This window comes from Segatella hominis (assembly GCF_019249725.2).
GTDB lineage: Bacteria > Bacteroidota > Bacteroidia > Bacteroidales > Bacteroidaceae > Prevotella.
The window spans coordinates 1,189,699-1,209,608 of the sequence record NZ_CP137559.1; the positions used below are offsets into that span (position 1 = coordinate 1,189,699).

The window sequence follows — 19,910 nt, forward strand, 5'->3', positions numbered from 1 at the left end:
GCTTTAGGGGGTATCGCTACGACCGCAAGGTCGAGTTCCGTGAAAATCAGTGAGTAATCCGAGGGGGCAAGAATATTCCGTGAACTCTGCGTAATCCGATGAATAAGAAATATGAAGAACAAAAAAAAGATGTGTCATAAAACTATGACACATCCTCTTGATTATTTCGAGGTGTCTAGCGGAGTCGAACCGCTCTACACGGTTTTGCAGACCGTTACCTAACCGCTCGGTTAAGACACCTTGTAGATTGAGATATTGTATTTCTCATTTGCGGTTGCAAAGGTACTACTTTTATTTGGTTCCACCAAATTTTTTCCCAACTTTTTCTTGTTTTTTTTCACATTTCTCGAAAAAAGGGCATCCTGCACACTTATAATCGCCACATTTCAGCTGAGATTTGCCATTTTTCCACATAATAATAGTGGCATACACAAGGCATGCCACTATTACTATTCCTATTATGATGTATTGAAATACCATAAAGATTAACCTACGGCATTATAACCATTTGTAGAATTCTTGCGCATGATGTCGCGGATATTCATCTCCTTGAAACCATCAGCACGCTTCAATTCTTCCAATTCCTTCTCTTCCTCAATATCCTTTTCTGAACGGGTGAAAGTGAAGGCCTTATACTTAAACTCGGCGATAGCCCATCCGACAAGGGCTACAACTACTAAAGCTATTAAACCAATTAATGCATTCATTTTATTTTATTTTTTAATATTCATCATCGTCAGCGACATCATTCGCATCATCAAGACCTAAATTTTCAGGATCCTCAAATGTAGTACGATAACTTTCCTCTGTCAGCTTGTCATCATCGAAAGCGTCATCATCTTCATCGATATCATTGTAATGATCCTCAATCTCTGGTGCATCCTCATCGTCGTCTTCATCATCCTCAGCACGCGCACGAAGATCATCCTCACGATCCAATTCGTCTTCATCGGCAAATTTCATGCGCACCTTCTCAACCTGAGGTTTCGCCTTGGCAAAAATCGCCTCGGTCCATGTTCCCTTAGGAATTTCCAGCACTTCGAAACCATCATCAAGTTTCTTCTCATAGAGACCGCCTGGCTTATGAAGACGATCCTTAGGAAGGGTAGTTGTGCTGATATCAAAACCACTCTGAATGATATCTTGGATACTCTGTGGGAGAGATTCCCAGCCACCACCAAAGTTACGTTCCAACACTTCGATGAGTTTTGTAGCACTTATGTGATGAATATTCTCATAAGTCAAATCGGTAACACGAAGAATTGGGCGCTTCTTGATAGCGTACTTTACATTCATATCATCAATACGGAAGGTTCCGATTTTAAAACCTCGTTGGATATATTTATCAATAACGATAGGTTTATCAACTTTGATTTCCTCTATTTCGAAGGCACTACGGATGACATCCACATAGCGGCGCTGATTATCTTTCAGATCAGTATCCTTCTCCGCAGCTTCCCAAAGACGGAACACATCGTTCTCCTGTATTTCCCAAACACTTGACTTGGTCAAGTGTTTGAGACTCATATTATTTTCCTTTTTCATCATAAATTCTCTTTTATTTTGCAAAAGTAATTACTTATTTTTTAATATGCAAATTTTATGAGATATTTTTCATTATTATTCTCTATATATAATAAGGTGTACCTTCACAAATATCCATATTATATATAAGGAGTACTTCTTTCAATACTATTAAAGACCATTCCAATCGATTGTACGGATGAAATCCAAAGTCTTTATCCAATCGCAATCAATACAGAACTGGATAGGGTAGTCCTTACGGTCATAATAAGCTAAGGTTACCTCTGTATCAGTATCATTGAACAACTTATGATCTCGGGTTGCCTGCTTGAACAAATTGGTTACAATATCTCTGTTCTTCTTTTTAGCCTCATAAAGACGCTTCTGATAGAGAGCAACATATTGATTCATGGCTAAAGCCTGCTCATTGAGTACCTGGATGGTGGCATTCACCTTCTTCAAATCTACATTCTTGTCAAGCAGGTCAGCTGGTTGCAACAACTTGGAACGAAGATAAGTCATGGCATCATACTTGAAAACCGCAGTCTTGCGCACTTCGATATTTTGGGTTGTATCATTTACGGTTGCAAATGAGGTCTTCACTATTTCATTCAGCACATCCTGTGCAGAAGCTGATGCAAATGTGAGCGCTATGAGCGCCATTGCTATGATCATTCTTTTCATTTTTCTTATTTTTTTAATTAATATTAAAGATTTTTTATCCGTATTCAAACCTTTCACAAAAGTATCAAAGACTTTCTCTACTATCAGGCATGACGAATCAAGAAGATGCTGTGATCAATACAAGCAGGCAATTCTTCCTTATAATGGGTCACCATAATCATAGTCTTGTTTTTTCGCTTGCAGAATGCCTCTATGACATCTTTCACCAGCCTACGATTCACATTGTCAAGTCCATGAAGTGGCTCATCAAGGATAAGAAGTTCTGGATCCTTCACAAAAGCACGAGCCAACAAGACCAGACGCTGCTCGCCGCTGGAGAGTTTGAGGAAACCCGCTTCTTCCTTTCCTTCCAATCCAAAGACCTTCATCCAGAAACGACAGATAGCTAAATCCTCATCCTTAGGTTTAACATAAAGACCTACAGAATCCATCAAACCACTTGCTACGATACGGATGGCAGGAAGATCTCGCTGATAGGAGCGATGCAGTTCCGGAGAGACATAACCTATATGCTTCTTAATGTCCCAGATGCTTTCACCGCTTCCACGTGGATTGCCAAAGAGCGCAATATCACAAGCGTAACTCTGCGGATTATCAGCACAAACCAAACTCAAGAGGGTAGATTTTCCTGCTCCGTTCTGTCCGCTCAAAGCCCATCTTTCTCCATTCAGAACCGTCCAGTCCAGGTCCTTCAGAATAATACGTTCACCATATTGGATGCGAACCTTATTCATCTTGACAACTTCCTCATTATGGTATTCACGTTCACTATATGGTAGATCCACAATGGCCTGCTCCAATTCTGGACTTAAGATGTGATCAGGAACAGGCTGCCTCATCTTCAAATATTCCTCTTTTGTCAGTTTTGGCAATACTTTCATATCTTTCACTTCCACAACATGTGTGATGAAATCTGGAATATCGTCGCTCTTGCTCAAGACCAGAATGATTTGCAGCGCACGCTCCGAAGAGAGTGTTTTCAGAAGCTCTTTCAACTGATCACGGGTATCTGCATCAAGTCCGATAAACGGATTATCCATGATCAGCACACGTGGTTCTGCGAAGAGGGTAGAAGCCAGCTTGAACTTTCTCAACTCTCCACTGGACAAAAGTATCGTATATTTGTCGAGCAAATGCTCCATGTGGAAGAGTTTGTAAATGTGCTTCTGCAGGGCACGGCGCTCCGGCGTATCCTCTCCAGCCATCTGATAAGCTTCCTCCAGTTTATCTCTGACAATAGGAGTGGACTCATCTATCTCCAATTGGTTCCAGCGCTGCTGCAAGAAATAAGTACGGTCATTATCACCGCCATAGGTATCACGGAAAGTGATATATTTGATATTATCACTCACCATCGGCTTGTTGCTCGGAGAGAAATCATAATATGGATCATGCATTACCAGAGGATGGCGACCCACTATCATATCCACAAACATAGATTTTCCACCTCCATTAGGACCTACGATGGCAATATGTTCACCTTCACAAGCCTCAAAATTGACAGGCTCAGCCATACGCCATTCCGGCATACGCGTAATGCCATTTTCTATTTTGATAATTGTTTGCATCTTCTTATATATCTTTATAATCAAAATTATTTATGTGTTGTACGATTGAGAGCAGCCATCAACTGGGCTCTCGGCCCCGTAACGGGGGCGCTGCCAGCAACCCTTGCCTGATTCTTGGAAGCATAATCCTTCCAGCTGCTATAATGCCTGGCATTGGTTTCCGGCTTTCCCATTTGCAGGAAATGGCAATAAGCCGCACCCAAGGCATCCGTGGCATCCATGAATTTCGGCATATCCTCATCACTGATGTGCAGCATTCTTTGCAGCATGCCCGCCACCTGTTCCTTGGAAGCCTGTCCCTGGCCCGTAATGGCCATCTTGATTTTCAGAGGAGCATACTCATGAATCGGCACATCATGATGGATAGCTGCAGCAATAGCCACTCCTTGAGCCCGCCCCAATTTCAGCATAGACTGAACGTTCTTTCCGAAGAAAGGAGCCTCGATGGCCATCTCATCCGGGAGATACTCATCAATGATACCGGTTACACGCTCGAAGATTTTACCCAATCGGAGATAAGGATCACTCTCCTTGCGCATATCGATGACACCCATGACTACCAGCTGAGCCTTATTGCCTGTCACCCTGATGACCCCATAGCCCATCACATTGGTTCCAGGGTCAATACCAAGAATGATTTTCTCTACTTTATTCATCGATCCATATACGGATTATGAGCGAGTTCTTCGCCGATGCTCGTTGCCTGTCCATGTCCTGGCAATACTTTTACATCATCAGGCAACTGGGCCAGGAAACGGAGACTGTTGATAATCTGGAACATAGAACCGCCTTTAAAATCTGTTCTGCCAATAGAACCACGGAAAAGCGTATCGCCCGTAAAGGCTACCTTTTCATCGGCACAGTAGAATGTGACTGAGCCACGGGAATGACCCGGAGTGAGGATGATTTCAAACTGATGGTTTCCGAAACGGATCACTTCATTTTCTTCAAAGAAATGACCTACAGGAGGAAAATCGTAATCCAACTGCATCTGATAGAAAACCTCAGCCTGCTGCTTCAGGTTCTTCATCAGACTCTCATCTGCTGCCGACACTTCCGGTTTCAACCCAAAAGTTTCATGGATTGTATTGTTGCCGAAATTATGGTCAAGATGTCCATGGGTTACAAGAAGATGAACCGGTTGAAGGTTATTCTCCTTGATATAATTGACGATGGCTGTTCTTTCTTCCGGATAAAAAGCTCCGCAATCAATGATGACACACTCCCGGGTTTCATCACTTACCACATAGCAATTCTCCTGAAGCATGTTAACTTCGAATTTTTCAATATGTAACATCGAATATTCTTTTAAATAATTAGAAACATTTGTATAATCAAAAACTCTTAAGAGACCTTTCCATGAAAGACTCCATCATTTGTTCTGCAGAATATGTGCAATCTATCACGCCGGCACATATACCAACTGTTTATCCTGCTTGAACCATTCTTCCTCAAAGAAATCACTCAACGGAGTAATCTCTGCAATATTTTTATATTGTTTCAATTCTTCTTGAAGATTTCCACCTTTCAGGCAAAGAAGACCATTAGGGAGGGAATTTTGCTGGGACTTTTTGAAATTCTTCTTGATAATTTTCATTAAATCAGGAAGTTGCATCACCGCACGACTGACCACAAAATCATATTTTCCCTTTTCCTCCTCACCGCGAATATGCTCCGCCTTCAGATTTTCCAGTCCAATAGCAGCAGCTACCTCATTACAAACCCTGATTTTCTTGCCAGTTCCATCAATCAATTTGAATTTGCATTCAGGAAAGAGAATAGCAAGAGGAATGCCTGGGAATCCTCCACCGCATCCGAAATCCAGGATTTCAGAACCCGCACGGAAATGGATGGCTTTCGCTATTGCCAAGGAATGCAGCACATGATGTTCGTAGAGATTGTCTATATCCTTGCGGCTGATTACATTGATTTTTGCATTCCAGTCACGATAGAGAGAATCCAATTTTGATATCTGTTCTTTTTGCTTATCCGTGAGATTCGGAAAGTATTTCTCGATTATCTTCATACCTTATATATTATTATTTGAGTGCAAAAATATAAAAAAAATACGAAATAACTGACAATGATTGTGATTATTTACTTTCTTTATTGATTTTAGAATAAAAATATGTAACTTTGCAACCGATTTAGAGAATTAAAAGAGATTGTATCTATCAATTTATCAAATAAAATAATGATTAAAGCAGCACTTTTCGATTTAGACGGTGTCGTTTTTGACACCGAATCGCAATATTCGGTTTTCTGGGGAATGATAGGGAAGGAGTATCATCCTGAGATTCCTGATTTCGCACAAATCATCAAAGGACAGACTCTGGTTCAGATCTACGACAAGTATTTTTCCGATGATAAGATTTTCGCTTCTAAAGATGATTTCTGTAGCGTGAAAGATGAACAGGCTAAAATTACCGCCCGTCTGGATGAATTCGAGCAAAACATGAGCTACAACTATATTGCTGGATTTGAGGATTTTGTAAAGGATTTACGCAATAACGGCATAAAATGCGCTGTTGTAACCAGCAGCAATATCCCTAAGATGCTCAATGTTTATCAGCTGCGACCGGAATTTAAAGACTACTTTGACAGGGTTCTCACGAGTGAAGATTTTGCCAAGAGCAAACCTGACCCAGACTGCTATCTCAAGGGAGCGGCTTATTTCGGAGTCAAACCGGAAGAGTGTGTTGGCTTGGAAGACAGTTTTAACGGTCTGAAAGCCGTAAGAGCATCTGGTGCCTTTACGCTCGGATTGGCCACGACAAACGCTGCTGATGCCATCAGACCTTATTCTGACGAAGTGATTTCCGACTATATTGGCTTCACATTTGCAGATTTAGTTAAAATTGTTAGCCTATCTCGTAAATAATGTGTAACTTTGCAGTCGATTTATAAAAACAACACAAAAAATGGGATATTTATCAACAGATAAAAAGAAAATTACCACCAAGACTTTTGCTGAAATGAAGCAAGCTGGTGAAAAGGTAACTATGCTCACTGCATACGACTTTACAACTGCAGGTATTATCGATGCTGCCGGTATTGACAGCATTCTGATCGGAGACTCTGCATCAAACGTTATGGCAGGAAACGCTGATACACTACCTATCACCGTTGACCAGATGATTTATCATGCCAGAAGCGTAGCGCGTGCCGTTAATCATGCCATGGTAGTATGCGACATGCCTTTCGGTAGTTATCAGATTTCACGCGAAGAAGCCTTGCGCAATGCTTGTCGAATGATGAAAGAGACGGGTGTGGATGCCCTCAAACTTGAAGGTGGAGTAGAAATGATAGATACCATCAAAGCACTGATAGATGCCGGAATCCCTGTTCATGGCCACTTAGGATTGACTCCTCAAAGCGTCAACAAGTTCGGAGGTTATGGTATCCGTGCCAAAGAAGAAGCAGAAGCAGAAAAGCTCATCAGCGATGCCATCGCTCTGGATAAAGCTGGTTGCTTTGCCATCGTTTTGGAGAAAGTTCCTGCCAAAATAGCTGCTGAAGTTACACGTCAGGTAAAAGCCGTAACTATCGGAATTGGAGCTGGTAACGGATGCGACGGTCAAGTATTGGTTTATGCGGATGCATTGGGGATGACCCAGGGGTTCAAGCCTAAGTTCTTGCGCCACTTTGCACAGGTAGGGGCTGAGATGACAAAGGGCGTTCAGGCATACGTCGATGCTGTCAAGACAGGTGATTATCCTAATATTGAAGAAAGCTATTAAAATAGCTAATTACAAACACTATTTTAAAAGATGGATACTCAAAACACGCCGGTACACTTCAAGTTGTGGCATCGGGATTTCTGGTTGCTGGCAATAGCAAACCTTTTCTTGATGACGAGCACTTACATGCTGATACCGGCTCTTCCGCCTTATTTAATACAGGCTGGTTTCTCCTCACTTGAAGTGGGAAGTATCATGGGTGCCTATGGCATCGGAATATTCCTGCTTGGCGGTTTCTGCTCTTATCTGGTTCAGAAATATCGGAGAAATCATGTATGCCAGTTTGCGATTGTGGGCGTAGCTGTGTGCTTCGCACTTATCTATTATCTGGAATTTGTCCTGCAGGTAAAAATAGAGTTTTGGATGTTGATACTGGCAAGACTGCTGCAAGGTGCGTTCATCGGATTGGCTCAAATGACATTAGCCAGTACGCTCATCATTGATACCTGTGAGTCGTTTCAGAGAACTGAAGCTAATTATACGGCTGCATGGTTTTCTAGATTCGCATTATCTCTCGGACCAGTAATTGCCCTGATTTTATTCAAGTGGCTCAATTATAGAGGTGTAGTCATCGCCGGAGGATGCTTCGCATTAATTCCTGTCTTGCTCATCTCATGGGTAAAGTTTCCTTTCAAGGCTCCGTCAGACAATATGAAAATCCTTAGCCTGGATAGATTTTTCCTTCCTCAGGGTTTTCTCTTGTTCCTCAACACGGCTGCAATAACAACTGTTGTGGGATTATTGTTTTCCATACAGCATTCCGTAGTATTTTACACCATGTTGATGGGAGGTTTCATCATAGCCCTGCTTGCTGAGAAATTCGCATTTCCGAATGCTGAACTCAAGAGTGAAGTCTTTTCTGGAGTCATCTTCATGCTGGCTGCAGTTTTGATATTCTTCACAAACCATCAGTCGGCCATCCAGTTCATCTCTCCATCTCTTATCGGATTTGGCATTGGTGTAATAGGAAGCAGGTTCCTGCTGTTTTATATCAAACTGGCCAAACACTGCCAGAGAGGAACCAGTCAGAGTTCATTTTTCCTGTCTTGGGAATTTGGAATCAGCCTCGGACTGTTTTTAGGATATGGCTTCTGGGGAAATCACAGAATTGTAGAACTGCAAAAGTTCTTGCCCAAGATACAGACAGACCATGAATACATCCTGGCTATCAGTATAGTTTTGCTGGTACTTACTTTAGTATTCTATAATTATTGTGTTCATCCATGGTATATGAAACACAGAAACAGATAAACATAAATACGACAAAAGGGAAGTTCCTTTCGGAACTTCCCTTTTTTACGCATGGAAATGCTTTATCTAAGTTTCACTCTATTTCTTACAAAATAGTCTTTACTGCCTCAAGCATACCCTTCTCCTGGATAAGATCAAGATCTTTCTTAACCAACTCTGTCAAACCAGGTACAGTCTTGTTCAGGTCTTCCTTCCAGATGTAGTCGAAAGCAAGAACGCCCTCAGCAACCTTCTGAGTATCACCTGTTGCCCAAAGCTCTTTCAACTTGTCGATAATCTTCTGATCGTCCTGTGGCTGGATAGGAGCACCATCAGCACGGGTACCACCCTTATAGTAAGTAATGATAGCTGCAAGACCGAATACCAAGCCCTGTGGCAACTCACCCTTACGCTCCAAGTAAACCTTCACACCAGGGAGGTCACGAGTCTCATACTTAGGGAATGAGTTCAGCATGATACTGGTTACCTGATGATCAACGAATGGGTTCTCGAAACGCTCCAATACGTCAGAAGCAAACTTCTGCAACTCATCCATAGGGAGGTTCAATGTCTGCATCAGCTCATCGAACTGTACCTTATGGATATACTTACCCAATACTGGGTGCTCGCAAGCATCACGTACGATATTGACACCGCTGAGGTATGTTACAGGGCTCAATACTGTGTGAGGACCATTCAACAAAGTAACCTTACGCTCATGGTATGGTTTCTCGTTGTCTGTAATAAGAACATGGAGACCAGCCTTGTGAGCAGGGAACTCTTCCTGCATCTGCTCAACTGTCATATTCTCAGCCTTCTCGATTACCCAGAGGTGGAAGCTTTCTGCCTTTACTACGAGGTTATCCTTGTAGCAAACCTTCTGCTGAATTTCCTTGATGGTATCGCGTGGGAAACCAGGAACGATACGGTCAACGAGTGTAGCGCAAACATAGCAATGGTTAGTAAACCACTCCTTGAAGCCCTCGTAATCAGCACCCATATCTTCCTTCCAAAGCTCGATATACTGGTAAATGCACTCCTTCAAGTGGTGACCGTTCAAAAAAATCAACTCACAAGGCATCAAAATCATACCCTTAGTTGGATCACCCTCGAAGAACTTATAGCGATGGAACAGCAACTGAACCAACTTACCTGGATAAGATGCAGCAGGAGCATCTGTAAACTTGCAAGCGTCATCGAATGCAATACCAGCCTCAGTTGTATTAGAGATGATGAAACGCATCTCTGGCTGCTCAGCCAAAGCCATGAATGCCTGGTTCTGAGAATATGGATTCAGTGCACGGCTGATAACATCGATACGCTCCAATGTATTGACAGCCTGACCATTCTCCTTACCCTGAAGATTTACGTGATAAAGGCAGTCCTGACCATTCAGCCAATCTACCATACCACCAGCCAAAGGCTGTACTACAACGACAGAACCATTGAAATCGGTCTTCTTATTCATGTTCCATACAATCCAATCTACGAATGCACGGAGGAAGTTACCTTCACCAAACTGAATGATTCTCTCAGGAGCGACACTCTTAGGAGCGGTACGCTTGTTTAATGCTTTAAGTTCTTTCATGATTTGTTTATGTTATTATTTTGTTTTAAATTTCCGATGCAAAGGTATAAAATATTCCCTTACCTTATATCATAAATGCACCAAAATCGTCCGTAAAGGTTTGCGTAATTAGAGGAGATATTCACTTACAAGGAATCTACACTTTTCATGCGTTACTCACATATTACTCACAAAAAGGCTATTTATACCTTATATATAATAAGAACTGGCGGATAGGGGAGAAGAAAAGAATAAGGTATTAAAAACCACAACTATCTGATTTTCAATACCTTATCTTTTGAGCGGGATACGGGAATCGAACCCGCCTCCCAGGCTTGGGAAGCCCGTGCACTACCGATGTGCTAATCCCGCACAAATAGTGCAGAAAAGAGCCACGAGCGGGACTCGAACCCGCGACCCACGCATTACGAATGCGTTGCTCTACCAACTGAGCCATCATGGCTTTTCATTTTCAAAGCGATTGCAAAGGTAATGAAATATTTCTAATTGATGAAATAATTCATTACCCTTAACTTATATTAACACGGCAATCATCCAGGAGCACCTCAGATTTTGCTCTTCTCATGAGAATTTGCCACCCGAGGAAGAACTACTCTACTACTGCAACCTTGAAAGTAAGTTCCTCCCTGTTCGGATTCTTACCGATACTGATTGTATCACCCTTTTTAAGTTTGCCGCCCAATAGAAGTTCGCAGACGCCATCTTCTATATAGGTCTGAATAGCACGCTTCAGAGGACGAGCGCCAAACTGCACATCATAGCCCTTAGTGGCTACAAGTTCCTTCGCTTTATCAGTAATCTGAATTTCATATCCCATATCGTGAACTCTTCCGAAGAGGCCTCGCAGTTCAATATCAATAATACGCTTAATCGCATCAATATCCAACTGATTGAAAGTGATAATCTCATCCAGACGATTCAGGAACTCAGGAGAGAACTGCTTACTCAAACTTTTCTGAATGATACTTCGAGCATATTCCTTATCCTTCTCATCCATTACAGACTTCGTAAGTCCGCCAGCATTAAAGCCGATACCTGATCCGAATTCCTTCAGTTGACGTGTACCTGCATTGGATGTCATAATGATAACGGTATTGCGAAAATCTATCAGGCGCCCATTACCATCAGTCAAACGACCTTCATCAAGCACCTGCAAAAGCATATTATACACCTTGTCGTGGGCTTTTTCTATCTCATCAAGCAGTACTATAGAATAAGGTTTGCGGCGAACTCTCTCAGTAAGCTGTCCACCCTCATCATAACCTACATATCCTGGAGGCGCTCCCAAAAGTCGGGAAGTATTGAAACTTTCAGAATACTCGCTCATATCTACACGAATGAGCGCATCCTTAGAACCGAACAGTTCCTCTGCAAGTTTCTTGGCAAGATAAGTTTTACCCACACCAGTAGGACCTAAGAACATGAAAGCACCGATAGGGTGGTTAGGATCTCTCAATCCGATGCGGTTACGCTGAATAGCCTTAACCATCTTTTCGATGGCATCATCTTGAGCAATCACATTTTTCTTCAGGATTGCAGACATATTTTTCAGACGAGCACCTTCTTCCTCAGCCATTCTCTGAACAGGAACACCCGTCATTTTACTGACAACATCAGCCACATCAGACTCCTTCACAGGAATACGCTCAGTACGATCTCCACTTTGCCATTGCTTGCGCATCAAATCCAACTTATTCTCCAAAGACAAGCCTTTATCACGATAACTGGCTGCCAGTTCGAAATTCTGATTACCAACAGCCTCCAGTTTCTTGGATGTTACTTCCTCGATTTCATTTTGAAGGTCCAGAATATAGTCAGGAACTTTGAGATTTGTCAATCTCAATTTGGAACCAACTTCATCAATGACATCTATCGCCTTGTCAGGGAAAAAGCGGTCTGTGACATATCGTTCTGTCAGTTTGACACATGCCTCAAGAGCCTCATCACAGAATGTCACACCATGATGCTCCTCATAACGATCCTTGATATTTCTAAGAATAGTCAAAGTCTGTTCTGCCGTAGTAGGCTCTACAATAACCTTCTGAAATCTACGCTCCAAAGCTCCGTCTTTTTCGATACTGTTTGTATATTCCTTAAAGGTCGTAGCGCCTATACACTGAACTGTACCACGAGCCAAAGCAGGCTTCAGAATATTGGCAGCATCCATAGCTCCACCACCGCCACCAGCTCCTATAAGAGTATGTATTTCATCTATAAAAATGATGATGTCCGGATTGTTCTCTAATTCCGTAATAAGCCCCTTGATACGTTCCTCAAATTGTCCTCTATACTTGGTACCAGCCACCATAGCAGTAAGATCAACAGAAACAATTCTTTTGTTGAACAAAGCTGGAGAAGTCTGCTGTTTTACAATAAGTTGCGCCAGCCCTTCTACAATAGCACTTTTACCTACACCTGGCTCACCGATGAGTATGGGATTATTTTTCTTTCTACGACCGATGATTTCCAAAACCCTTTGGATTTCATGCTCTCTTCCCACTACAGGGTCCAATTTTCCATCTTTAGCAGCTTGGGTCAAATCTGTACCATAATTATCTAAGAATGGAGTCTTATTATTATTGTGCAACTGCCCTTTTGCCGTACTGCCGGTAGTCTTAAAAGCAGATTCGGCAGAATCCTTTTTAGATTCACTATCATTCAGCGAGAAGTCATCATCTTCTGGAAAAGAAAAACCATCAAGAACAGTAATGCGTTTTATGTTTTTTTGACATTCCATATTTGTTCAATATTTAAATTTCAATGATTCTTTTTATATATTCATATTTTTAAATTACCATATCACAAAATTTATGCCAAAAGAAGAGGAAAGAGAACACAGAGAGGAGAGCATAAGTCCATGACGGGGATACAAAATTGACCACAGAGTATAAGAGTATAACAGACAACAGCACACTACTCATAAAACTTAGAATGAGTTCAACAAACATATCTAAAGAGAAAAAAAGAAAAAGGTAAAACAATACGGCTAATGAACAAAACAAGGAATATTTGCAGATAACAAGCAACTTAAAACACAAAAAACGCTAAATTCTTATTGTTTTTACGCCACAATGTCTTCTCTTAGAAAAAAAGTTTGTATCTTTGTCGTTAGTTTAGAGGGAACAAAATCGCTTAAAACGCAAACAAATGCCCTTCTCGACAATTTTCCACCAAAAGTAGATGGGTCGGAATCAGAAATTCCAAATGAAGTTCTAAGCTCCACCATAGAAGTATAAGATAACAATTCAAATAATCAATATAAAAAATGGACGAAAATCAGACTCTTGATCATGATAGAATCATGAAGATTAACATCGAGGAAGAAATGAAGTCATCCTATATCGACTATTCTATGTCGGTGATTGTGGCTCGTGCGCTTCCTGATGTACGCGATGGTTTCAAACCTGTACATCGTCGTATTCTCTACGGTATGTTGGGTATTGGAAACACCAGTGACAAACCATATAAGAAATGTGCGCGTGTAGTAGGTGAGGTACTCGGTAAGTATCACCCACACGGAGACTTTTCTGTATATGGTGCCCTTGTTCGTATGGGACAGGAATGGAATATGCGATACACCTTGATAGACGGACAGGGTAACTTCGGTTCTGTTGACGGCGACTCACCTGCTGCCATGCGTTATACAGAGTGCCGCCTCTCTAAGATGGGTGAGCACATCATGGATGACCTGGACAAGGAAACCGTAGATATGATGAACAACTTCGATGACACCCTTCAGGAGCCATCAGTGATGCCTACAAAGATTCCTAACCTTCTGGTTAATGGTGGTAATGGTATTGCAGTAGGTATGGCAACAAACATACCAACCCATAACCTGAGCGAGGTAATAGACGGATGCTGTGCCTACATAGACAATCCTGACATCGACACAGAAGGACTCATGAAATACATTCCTGCTCCAGATTTCCCTACAGGTGCTACTATCTATGGCATCCAGGGAGTAAAGGATGCATACGAAACTGGACGTGGACGAATTGTTGTGAGAGCTACAGCTGAAATCGAAAGCGGAGATGCTCACGACAAAATCGTTATCACAGAGATTCCATATGGTGTAAACAAGGAGCAACTTGTCATGGCTATTGCCGATCTTGCCAAGGAAGGTAGGGTAGATGGCATCGCCAATGTAAATGATGAATCAGGACGCCAGGGTATGCGTATCGTTGTAGATGTAAAGCGCGATGCCAATGCCAACGTTCTTTTGAACAAGTTGTTCAAGCTGACAGCCCTCCAAAGTTCATTCTCTGTCAACTGTATCGCTCTTGTCAAAGGACGTCCTCGTCTGCTTACCCTCAAGGAATGCGTCAAGTACTTTGTGGAGCACCGTCATGACGTAACAATCCGCCGTACCCAGTACGAGCTGAAGAAAGCACAGGAGCGTGCTCATATCCTGGAAGGTCTTATCATCGCATGCGATAATATCGACGAAGTTGTTCATATCATCCGCGCAAGCAAGACTCCTTCTGATGCACAACGCAATCTGGAGAAGCGCTTCGAACTGGACGAGATTCAGAGTAAGGCTATTGTTGATATGCGCTTGTCTCAGTTGACAGGACTCCGTCTGGAGCAGTTGCATAATGAATTCAACGAATTGATGAAGACCATCGATTATTTGAATCAGATATTGAATGATCCAGAGCTTTGCAAGAAGGTAATGAAGGACGAACTCAACGAGGTAAAGGACAAGTATGGCGATGCACGCCGCACCATGATCAAACCTGACGACCATGAGTTCAACCCAGAAGATTTCTATCCAAACGACCCTGTGGTAATCACAGTCAGTCATCTCGGTTACATCAAGCGCACACCATTATCTGAGTTCCGTGAGCAGGCAAGAGGTGGAGTAGGTGCCAAAGGTGCCCGCACACGTGATAAGGACTTCACGGAGTTCATCTATCCTGCTACCATGCACCAGACCATGTTGTTCTTCACGAAGAAGGGACGCTGCTACTGGCTCAAGTGCTATGAGATTCCAGAGGGTGACCGCAATTCTAAGGGACGAGCTATCCAGAACCTGCTCAATATTGAGAGCGATGACCAGGTGAACGCTTTCCTCCGCTTGAGAGGTTTGAATGATGCAGAGTTCATCAACAACCATTATGTGGTATTTGCTACCAAGAATGGTACAGTCAAGAAAACTTGTCTGGAAGCATACTCTCGTCCTCGTGCCAATGGTGTGATTGCTATCAATATCGTAGAGGGAGACGAGGTTGTAGATGTTCGCCTGACCAATGGTCACAATGAACTGATTCTTGCCAACCGTAATGGTCGCGCTGTTCGTTTCGATGAAAATCAGATTCGTACCATGGGACGTACTTCTACTGGTGTTCGCGGTATGCGCCTCGATGAGGGTGACGATGCTTTGATTGGTATGATTGTAGTCAACGATCCTGAGCATGAGACCGTGATGGTTGTGAGTGAGCAGGGCTACGGCAAACGTTCCGATGTTATTGACTATCGAGTAACTAATCGTGGTGGTAAGGGTGTGAAGACGCTCAATATCACAGAAAAGACAGGACGACTGGTAGCCATCAAGAACGTAACAGACGACAACGACCTGATGATAATTAATCAGAGTGGTATCGTAATCCGACTTGCTGTGGCAGACTGCCGTGTAATGGGTCGTGCTACTCAAGGTGTCCGCCTCATCAATCTGACAAAAAAGAATGATGTCATCGCCAGCGTATGCAAGGTGATGAGTTCTGAACTCGAAGCATCAGTAGAGGAGGAGAGTCGTTCTGCCTGGGCTAAGAAGAGCGAAGAAATCGAGAATGACAACGTAGGTGCAATGACTGCAGAAGAGGCTGCCGAGGCAGAAGCTCATCTCGATAACGAAGCTACAGAGTCTGAGGACAATACTGACACAGGGAACGTGGATTTCGAATAAACGAAAAGACGTGTAAAGAATAAATAATAACAACTTTTAAACTCATTAAGAAAAATGAAAAAGTTAATGATTGCAGCTATGATGGTACTAGGTGCCACATCAGCTTTCGCTGGAGACAGCGATGCACTCAAGGCAGTACTCAAAGCCAAGACTTATGCAGATGCTAAGGCTTTGGTAGAGCAAAACCTCGGTTCAATGGCTAATGATGCTGAAAAAGCTAAGGCCTACAACTACCTCGTAGAACTCTCTATGAGGCAGTTTAACGACCAGCAGAGCATCCAGCAGACCAATCAGATTATGAAGAAGAACGACCCAGTTGACGAGGCAGCTATGTCTGAGGGCGCTTACAATGCATTGATCAATGCTATTGAGTGCTACAAGTACGATCAGCTTCCTAACGCTAAGGGTAAGATTGCTCCTAAGTTTAACAACAACGCTAATCGTGTATGGAGTGCTCGTATTCAGCTCGTTAATGCTGGTCAGACTGCAGCTCAGAACAACAAGGAGGCTGACGTATTGAAGTATTGGGGTGCATTCCTTGATACAGACAATGAGCCTCTCTTCGCTTCTGTTGACCAGAAGCAGAAGGATAGCGAGAAGGAGTATATTGGTCAGGTTGCTCTCTTTGCAGCCCGTTATGCATACCAGGCTAAGGATCCTGCCCGTTGCGAGAAGTATTGCGACATAGCCATGAAGAGCGAGAAGGAAGCAAAGGATGCCCTCAACCTCAAACTCTATGTAATGAAGGATGGTTTGAAGACTCACGAGGATTCTCTTGCTTATGTTAACAAGCTTAAGGATATCTTTGCGCAGGACGAGACCAATGAGGTTATACTCGATGGTTTGAACTCTATGTATTCTTCATTAAAGATGGAGAAGGAGCAGACTGATCTTTTGGACAATGCTATCGCAAAGAACCCTAACAACTTCGTAGCTCTTGCCAACAAGGGTATGATGTATATCCAGAAGAATGATGCAGACAATGCTATCAAGTATCTGAAGAAAGCATTGGAGATTCAGCCAGAAAATGGTACTGTCATGGTTTATCTCGGTGCATGCTTGAACGTTAAGGCTTCTAATCTTCAGGATCCTAACGGACGTAAGGTAGTTTACCAGGAGTCTATCAAGTACCTCGACAAGGCTAAGGAGCTCGATCCAGAGAAGAAGCAGTACAACTGGGGTTACAACCGCTACCAGGCTTATTATGGTCTCTATGGTCCTAATGATCCTAAGACCAAGCAGGCTGAGGCTGATAGCCAGAACTAATTAAGATCTATAAATCCTACGATTATAAAATCATCATATAATCGTAGGATGAAAGAATAAATAAAAGACTTCAAAGGAGGCATTGTTTTGTCTTCATTGAAGTCTTTTTTTTTCAAATTAACCTAAAACTATCATCATCACAGTTGTCCAGATTGAATTTTGAAATATCCAAAAGATTCTGGCATTTTAGTCATGATTACAGTTTTATTTAGACAATAACGATTTCGTCTATTTATCATAATTTATAAATCAGGATGATTTCTTATCCATATTATAATAGGTAAACCTTCACAAATTATGGGTTCACCACATTGATAGGATGCCCCTCAATAAAGGCTTTAACATTTGCAGCAACTTGCTTATTCAATCGAGTTCTTGCTTCTAAAGTGGCCCAGGCGATATGAGGAGTAATAAAGGCATTCGGCTCTTTGAAAAGTGGATTGTCCTGAGCTGGCGGTTCCTGTGTCATCACATCTGCGCCATAGGCTCCAAGCTTACCATGATGCAAAGCAGAAGCCACAGCTTCTTCATCAACCAGCGGACCGCGTCCCGTATTAATCAGAATACAGGAAGGTTTCATCTTTTTCAGACTGTCTGTATTGACGAAATGGTAAGTATCATCTGTCAACGGACAATGCAGTGACAAGATATCAGATACAGCTAAAAGTCCATCCTTGCTTACTTTGGTTATCCAATCAGGCAAATCACAGGCATTCTTACTGGTGCAGGCATAAACGTCCATTCCGAAATCACGAGCTATAGTAGCAACTTTCATACCGATATTGCCAAGTCCCATAATTCCCAGGCATTTACCGGACAATTCCATAAGCGGTGTATCCCAATAACAGAAATCCTTATTATAAGCCCAGCGCTCATTGCGATTTTCGAGCGTGTAATGTTCAACTCTGTTTGTTATTGCCAAAATAAGCGCGAATGTCATTTGTGCAACACTATCAGTACTATATGCAGGAATATTGGTTACGACTACACCATGACGTTTGGCAGCCTCAATATCAACCACATTATAGCCAGTGGCCTGAATACCTATATATTTCAGTTTTGGAAGCTGATCTAAAGTTTCAGAATCTATTTGCACCTTATTTATTAATATAATATCAGCATCTTTAGCACGCTCGATTTTTTCTTCATCTGTTGTACGGGGATAAACAGTAACGTTTCCCAATTGCTCCAAAAGATTCCAATTCAAGTCGCCGGGATTAGAAGCATAACCATCTAAAATTACTATATTCATCATATTCTTCAAATTAATGTTGATTGTTCATAAAATCAATGCAAAAATACACAATTTCTGAGAAACATCAAAGAAAATAAATAAGAAAATTCAATAAGAAAACAACAAATTATAGATTAAAGAAAAACAGATATATGAAGGAAGAAATACAAAAGATTTCGATAAATAAAACTGAGAGTAAATCAGGAACTAATCCCCCCTTCTACAACATTCTACTATTAAGTTGTAAGCAACATTATGATTAATAGGAAATAGTTTGTATAACAAAAAGTAATAAATAAACCCCTACCGATATTTTATCCTTCTGTCTGGAAATAAAATTCTAAGAAGCAAAACTAATCCCACAATATAACCTATTAAAATCTCTTTCTCATCAATTAAAAAGGAGAACATTTGAAATATCCAAATATTCTCCTTCAAACTATACCAATTATAACAATCGTATTTAAATCAAAAATCTAAATACTTTTAAGATTCGAAAACAATGCCCACATTTTTTTGTATGGACATCTTAAAAAGCTATTCTTATTCGCGAAAACATTCAGAATACTTAGTTCAAACCGAATAAAGCCTTCAGACCACCATCTACACCAGAGAATCCCATAAAGGCCAAACTGAGTAATGATGCGGTAATAAGCACAATAGCCATTCCCTGCATACCCTTAGGAATACGAACCAAAGCCTGCTGCTCACGGATACCAGCAAAAACAATCAGAGCCAGAGCAAAACCCAAAGCTGTAGAGAATGCATAAACGACACTCTCCAAAAGATTGAAATCTTTCTGGATAACCAAGATGGCTACACCAAGCACTGCACAGTTGGTAGTAATCAATGGAAGGAAAATTCCAAGAGCCTGATAAAGTGCAGGGGAAACTTTCTTGAGGATGATCTCAACCATCTGTACCAAGGCTGCTATCACAAGGATAAATGCCAGAGTCTGGAGATATTGCAATCCGAATGGATCGAGTACATACTTCTGAACACACCAAGTTATGATGGTTGCCAAGGTCAAGACAAAGGCGATGGCTCCACCCATACCGATGGCTGTATCAATCTTCTTCGATACGCCCAAAAAAGGACAGATACCGAGGAACTGCGACAAGACGATATTGTTAACGAATATCGCAGAGATAAATATCAATAAATATTCCAT

At 41.8% G+C, this 19,910-nt stretch carries 17 protein-coding genes and 3 tRNA genes; 5 read left to right on the forward strand and 15 right to left on the reverse strand.

What is annotated here, in order from left to right; all coding sequences use genetic code 11:
* Nucleotides 1-169: 169 nt before the first annotated feature.
* The 9 genes from KUA50_RS04760 to rsmG all read right to left on the reverse strand — a co-directional run bounded on the left by KUA50_RS04760 (nucleotide 170) and on the right by rsmG (nucleotide 5,802).
* A tRNA-Cys gene (locus KUA50_RS04760) sits at nucleotides 170-240 on the reverse strand.
* Between the two features lie 51 nt (nucleotides 241-291).
* Nucleotides 292-480 carry a FeoB-associated Cys-rich membrane protein gene (locus KUA50_RS04765; protein WP_218457327.1) on the reverse strand — a complete coding sequence of 63 codons (189 nt, stop codon included), beginning with the start codon at nucleotides 478-480 and terminating at the stop codon, nucleotides 292-294.
* Nucleotides 481-485: 5 nt separating this feature from the next.
* On the reverse strand, nucleotides 486-707 hold the full coding sequence (locus KUA50_RS04770; RefSeq protein WP_022111504.1) for a hypothetical protein: 222 nt from the start codon (nucleotides 705-707) through the stop codon (nucleotides 486-488).
* A 13-nt stretch (nucleotides 708-720) separates the two neighbouring features.
* Nucleotides 721-1,545 (reverse strand): hypothetical protein, encoded by an 825-nt coding sequence (locus KUA50_RS04775; RefSeq protein WP_218457377.1) that lies wholly within the window; start codon nucleotides 1,543-1,545, stop codon nucleotides 721-723.
* Nucleotides 1,546-1,695: 150 nt separating this feature from the next.
* Nucleotides 1,696-2,208, reverse strand: a complete 513-nt coding sequence (locus tag KUA50_RS04780) for a hypothetical protein (protein WP_022111506.1) — start codon at nucleotides 2,206-2,208, stop codon at nucleotides 1,696-1,698.
* An 83-nt stretch (nucleotides 2,209-2,291) separates the two neighbouring features.
* Nucleotides 2,292-3,776, reverse strand: coding sequence for an ATP-binding cassette domain-containing protein (locus tag KUA50_RS04785; RefSeq protein WP_218457328.1), 1,485 nt, complete (start codon nucleotides 3,774-3,776; stop codon nucleotides 2,292-2,294).
* Between the two features lie 26 nt (nucleotides 3,777-3,802).
* Entirely contained in the window at nucleotides 3,803-4,432 is a 630-nt protein-coding gene (ruvC, locus tag KUA50_RS04790) for a crossover junction endodeoxyribonuclease RuvC (RefSeq protein ID WP_218457329.1), read from the reverse strand.
* Nucleotides 4,429-5,073: an MBL fold metallo-hydrolase gene (locus KUA50_RS04795; RefSeq protein WP_118115350.1), complete on the reverse strand. Its 645-nt coding sequence runs from the start codon at nucleotides 5,071-5,073 to the stop codon at nucleotides 4,429-4,431. Before KUA50_RS04795 ends, ruvC begins: the two co-directional genes overlap by 4 nt.
* A gap of 105 nt (nucleotides 5,074-5,178) precedes the next feature.
* Nucleotides 5,179-5,802, reverse strand: coding sequence for a 16S rRNA (guanine(527)-N(7))-methyltransferase RsmG (gene rsmG, locus KUA50_RS04800; RefSeq protein WP_218457330.1), 624 nt, complete (start codon nucleotides 5,800-5,802; stop codon nucleotides 5,179-5,181).
* Between the two features lie 168 nt (nucleotides 5,803-5,970).
* Here rsmG and KUA50_RS04805 point away from each other — a divergent pair, with 168 nt between their 5' ends.
* The 3 genes from KUA50_RS04805 to KUA50_RS04815 are packed head-to-tail and all read left to right on the forward strand — an operon-like array spanning nucleotide 5,971 to nucleotide 8,767.
* A complete protein-coding gene (locus tag KUA50_RS04805) occupies nucleotides 5,971-6,657 on the forward strand; it encodes an HAD family hydrolase (RefSeq protein ID WP_218457331.1) in 687 nt (228 codons plus the stop codon).
* A gap of 40 nt (nucleotides 6,658-6,697) precedes the next feature.
* Nucleotides 6,698-7,516 (forward strand): 3-methyl-2-oxobutanoate hydroxymethyltransferase, encoded by an 819-nt coding sequence (panB, locus tag KUA50_RS04810; RefSeq protein WP_218457332.1) that lies wholly within the window; start codon nucleotides 6,698-6,700, stop codon nucleotides 7,514-7,516.
* A 30-nt stretch (nucleotides 7,517-7,546) separates the two neighbouring features.
* Complete coding sequence (locus tag KUA50_RS04815) at nucleotides 7,547-8,767, forward strand: MFS transporter (RefSeq protein WP_218457333.1); 1,221 nt, start codon at nucleotides 7,547-7,549, stop codon at nucleotides 8,765-8,767.
* Nucleotides 8,768-8,852: 85 nt separating this feature from the next.
* Here the strand turns inward: KUA50_RS04815 and KUA50_RS04820 are convergent, their stop codons facing one another.
* The 4 genes from KUA50_RS04820 to KUA50_RS04835 all read right to left on the reverse strand — a co-directional run bounded on the left by KUA50_RS04820 (nucleotide 8,853) and on the right by KUA50_RS04835 (nucleotide 13,071).
* Nucleotides 8,853-10,334 (reverse strand): tagaturonate reductase, encoded by a 1,482-nt coding sequence (locus KUA50_RS04820; protein ID WP_022111514.1) that lies wholly within the window; start codon nucleotides 10,332-10,334, stop codon nucleotides 8,853-8,855.
* A 280-nt stretch (nucleotides 10,335-10,614) separates the two neighbouring features.
* Nucleotides 10,615-10,685, reverse strand: a tRNA-Gly gene (locus KUA50_RS04825).
* An 18-nt stretch (nucleotides 10,686-10,703) separates the two neighbouring features.
* Nucleotides 10,704-10,776: transfer RNA gene (locus KUA50_RS04830), tRNA-Thr, on the reverse strand.
* Nucleotides 10,777-10,923: 147 nt separating this feature from the next.
* Nucleotides 10,924-13,071: an ATP-dependent Clp protease ATP-binding subunit gene (locus KUA50_RS04835; protein WP_218457334.1), complete on the reverse strand. Its 2,148-nt coding sequence runs from the start codon at nucleotides 13,069-13,071 to the stop codon at nucleotides 10,924-10,926.
* A gap of 528 nt (nucleotides 13,072-13,599) precedes the next feature.
* Here KUA50_RS04835 and gyrA point away from each other — a divergent pair.
* Together gyrA and KUA50_RS04845 are read left to right on the forward strand one after the other, a co-directional pair.
* Nucleotides 13,600-16,239 carry a DNA gyrase subunit A gene (gene gyrA / locus KUA50_RS04840; protein ID WP_218457335.1) on the forward strand — a complete coding sequence of 880 codons (2,640 nt, stop codon included), beginning with the start codon at nucleotides 13,600-13,602 and terminating at the stop codon, nucleotides 16,237-16,239.
* A 54-nt stretch (nucleotides 16,240-16,293) separates the two neighbouring features.
* A complete protein-coding gene (locus KUA50_RS04845) occupies nucleotides 16,294-17,505 on the forward strand; it encodes a hypothetical protein (protein ID WP_218457336.1) in 1,212 nt (403 codons plus the stop codon).
* A gap of 295 nt (nucleotides 17,506-17,800) precedes the next feature.
* Here the strand turns inward: KUA50_RS04845 and KUA50_RS04850 are convergent, their stop codons facing one another.
* On the reverse strand, nucleotides 17,801-18,757 hold the full coding sequence (locus KUA50_RS04850; protein ID WP_218457378.1) for a D-2-hydroxyacid dehydrogenase: 957 nt from the start codon (nucleotides 18,755-18,757) through the stop codon (nucleotides 17,801-17,803).
* 550 nt (nucleotides 18,758-19,307) lie between these two features.
* Complete coding sequence (gene rsxA / locus KUA50_RS04855) at nucleotides 19,308-19,910, reverse strand: electron transport complex subunit RsxA (RefSeq protein WP_218457337.1); 603 nt, start codon at nucleotides 19,908-19,910, stop codon at nucleotides 19,308-19,310.

Bases quoted from the DNA above. Each gene is read 5' to 3' on its own strand.
- KUA50_RS04795 (WP_118115350.1), bottom strand. From the start codon at position 5,073: ATGTTACATATTGAAAAATTCGAAGTTAACATGCTTCAGGAGAATTGC.
- KUA50_RS04850 (WP_218457378.1), bottom strand. From the start codon at position 18,757: ATGAATATAGTAATTTTAGATGGTTATGCTTCTAATCCCGGCGACTTG.
- panB (WP_218457332.1), top strand. From the start codon at position 6,698: ATGGGATATTTATCAACAGATAAAAAGAAAATTACCACCAAGACTTTT.
- KUA50_RS04780 (WP_022111506.1), bottom strand. From the start codon at position 2,208: ATGAAAAGAATGATCATAGCAATGGCGCTCATAGCGCTCACATTTGCA.
- KUA50_RS04835 (WP_218457334.1), bottom strand. From the start codon at position 13,071: ATGGAATGTCAAAAAAACATAAAACGCATTACTGTTCTTGATGGTTTT.
- gyrA (WP_218457335.1), top strand. From the start codon at position 13,600: ATGGACGAAAATCAGACTCTTGATCATGATAGAATCATGAAGATTAAC.
- KUA50_RS04770 (WP_022111504.1), bottom strand. From the start codon at position 707: ATGAATGCATTAATTGGTTTAATAGCTTTAGTAGTTGTAGCCCTTGTC.
- KUA50_RS04765 (WP_218457327.1), bottom strand. From the start codon at position 480: ATGGTATTTCAATACATCATAATAGGAATAGTAATAGTGGCATGCCTT.
- KUA50_RS04815 (WP_218457333.1), top strand. From the start codon at position 7,547: ATGGATACTCAAAACACGCCGGTACACTTCAAGTTGTGGCATCGGGAT.
- KUA50_RS04785 (WP_218457328.1), bottom strand. From the start codon at position 3,776: ATGCAAACAATTATCAAAATAGAAAATGGCATTACGCGTATGCCGGAA.
- ruvC (WP_218457329.1), bottom strand. From the start codon at position 4,432: ATGAATAAAGTAGAGAAAATCATTCTTGGTATTGACCCTGGAACCAAT.
- KUA50_RS04775 (WP_218457377.1), bottom strand. From the start codon at position 1,545: ATGAAAAAGGAAAATAATATGAGTCTCAAACACTTGACCAAGTCAAGT.
- KUA50_RS04805 (WP_218457331.1), top strand. From the start codon at position 5,971: ATGATTAAAGCAGCACTTTTCGATTTAGACGGTGTCGTTTTTGACACC.
- rsxA (WP_218457337.1), bottom strand. From the start codon at position 19,910: ATGGAATATTTATTGATATTTATCTCTGCGATATTCGTTAACAATATC.
- KUA50_RS04845 (WP_218457336.1), top strand. From the start codon at position 16,294: ATGAAAAAGTTAATGATTGCAGCTATGATGGTACTAGGTGCCACATCA.
- rsmG (WP_218457330.1), bottom strand. From the start codon at position 5,802: ATGAAGATAATCGAGAAATACTTTCCGAATCTCACGGATAAGCAAAAA.
- KUA50_RS04820 (WP_022111514.1), bottom strand. From the start codon at position 10,334: ATGAAAGAACTTAAAGCATTAAACAAGCGTACCGCTCCTAAGAGTGTC.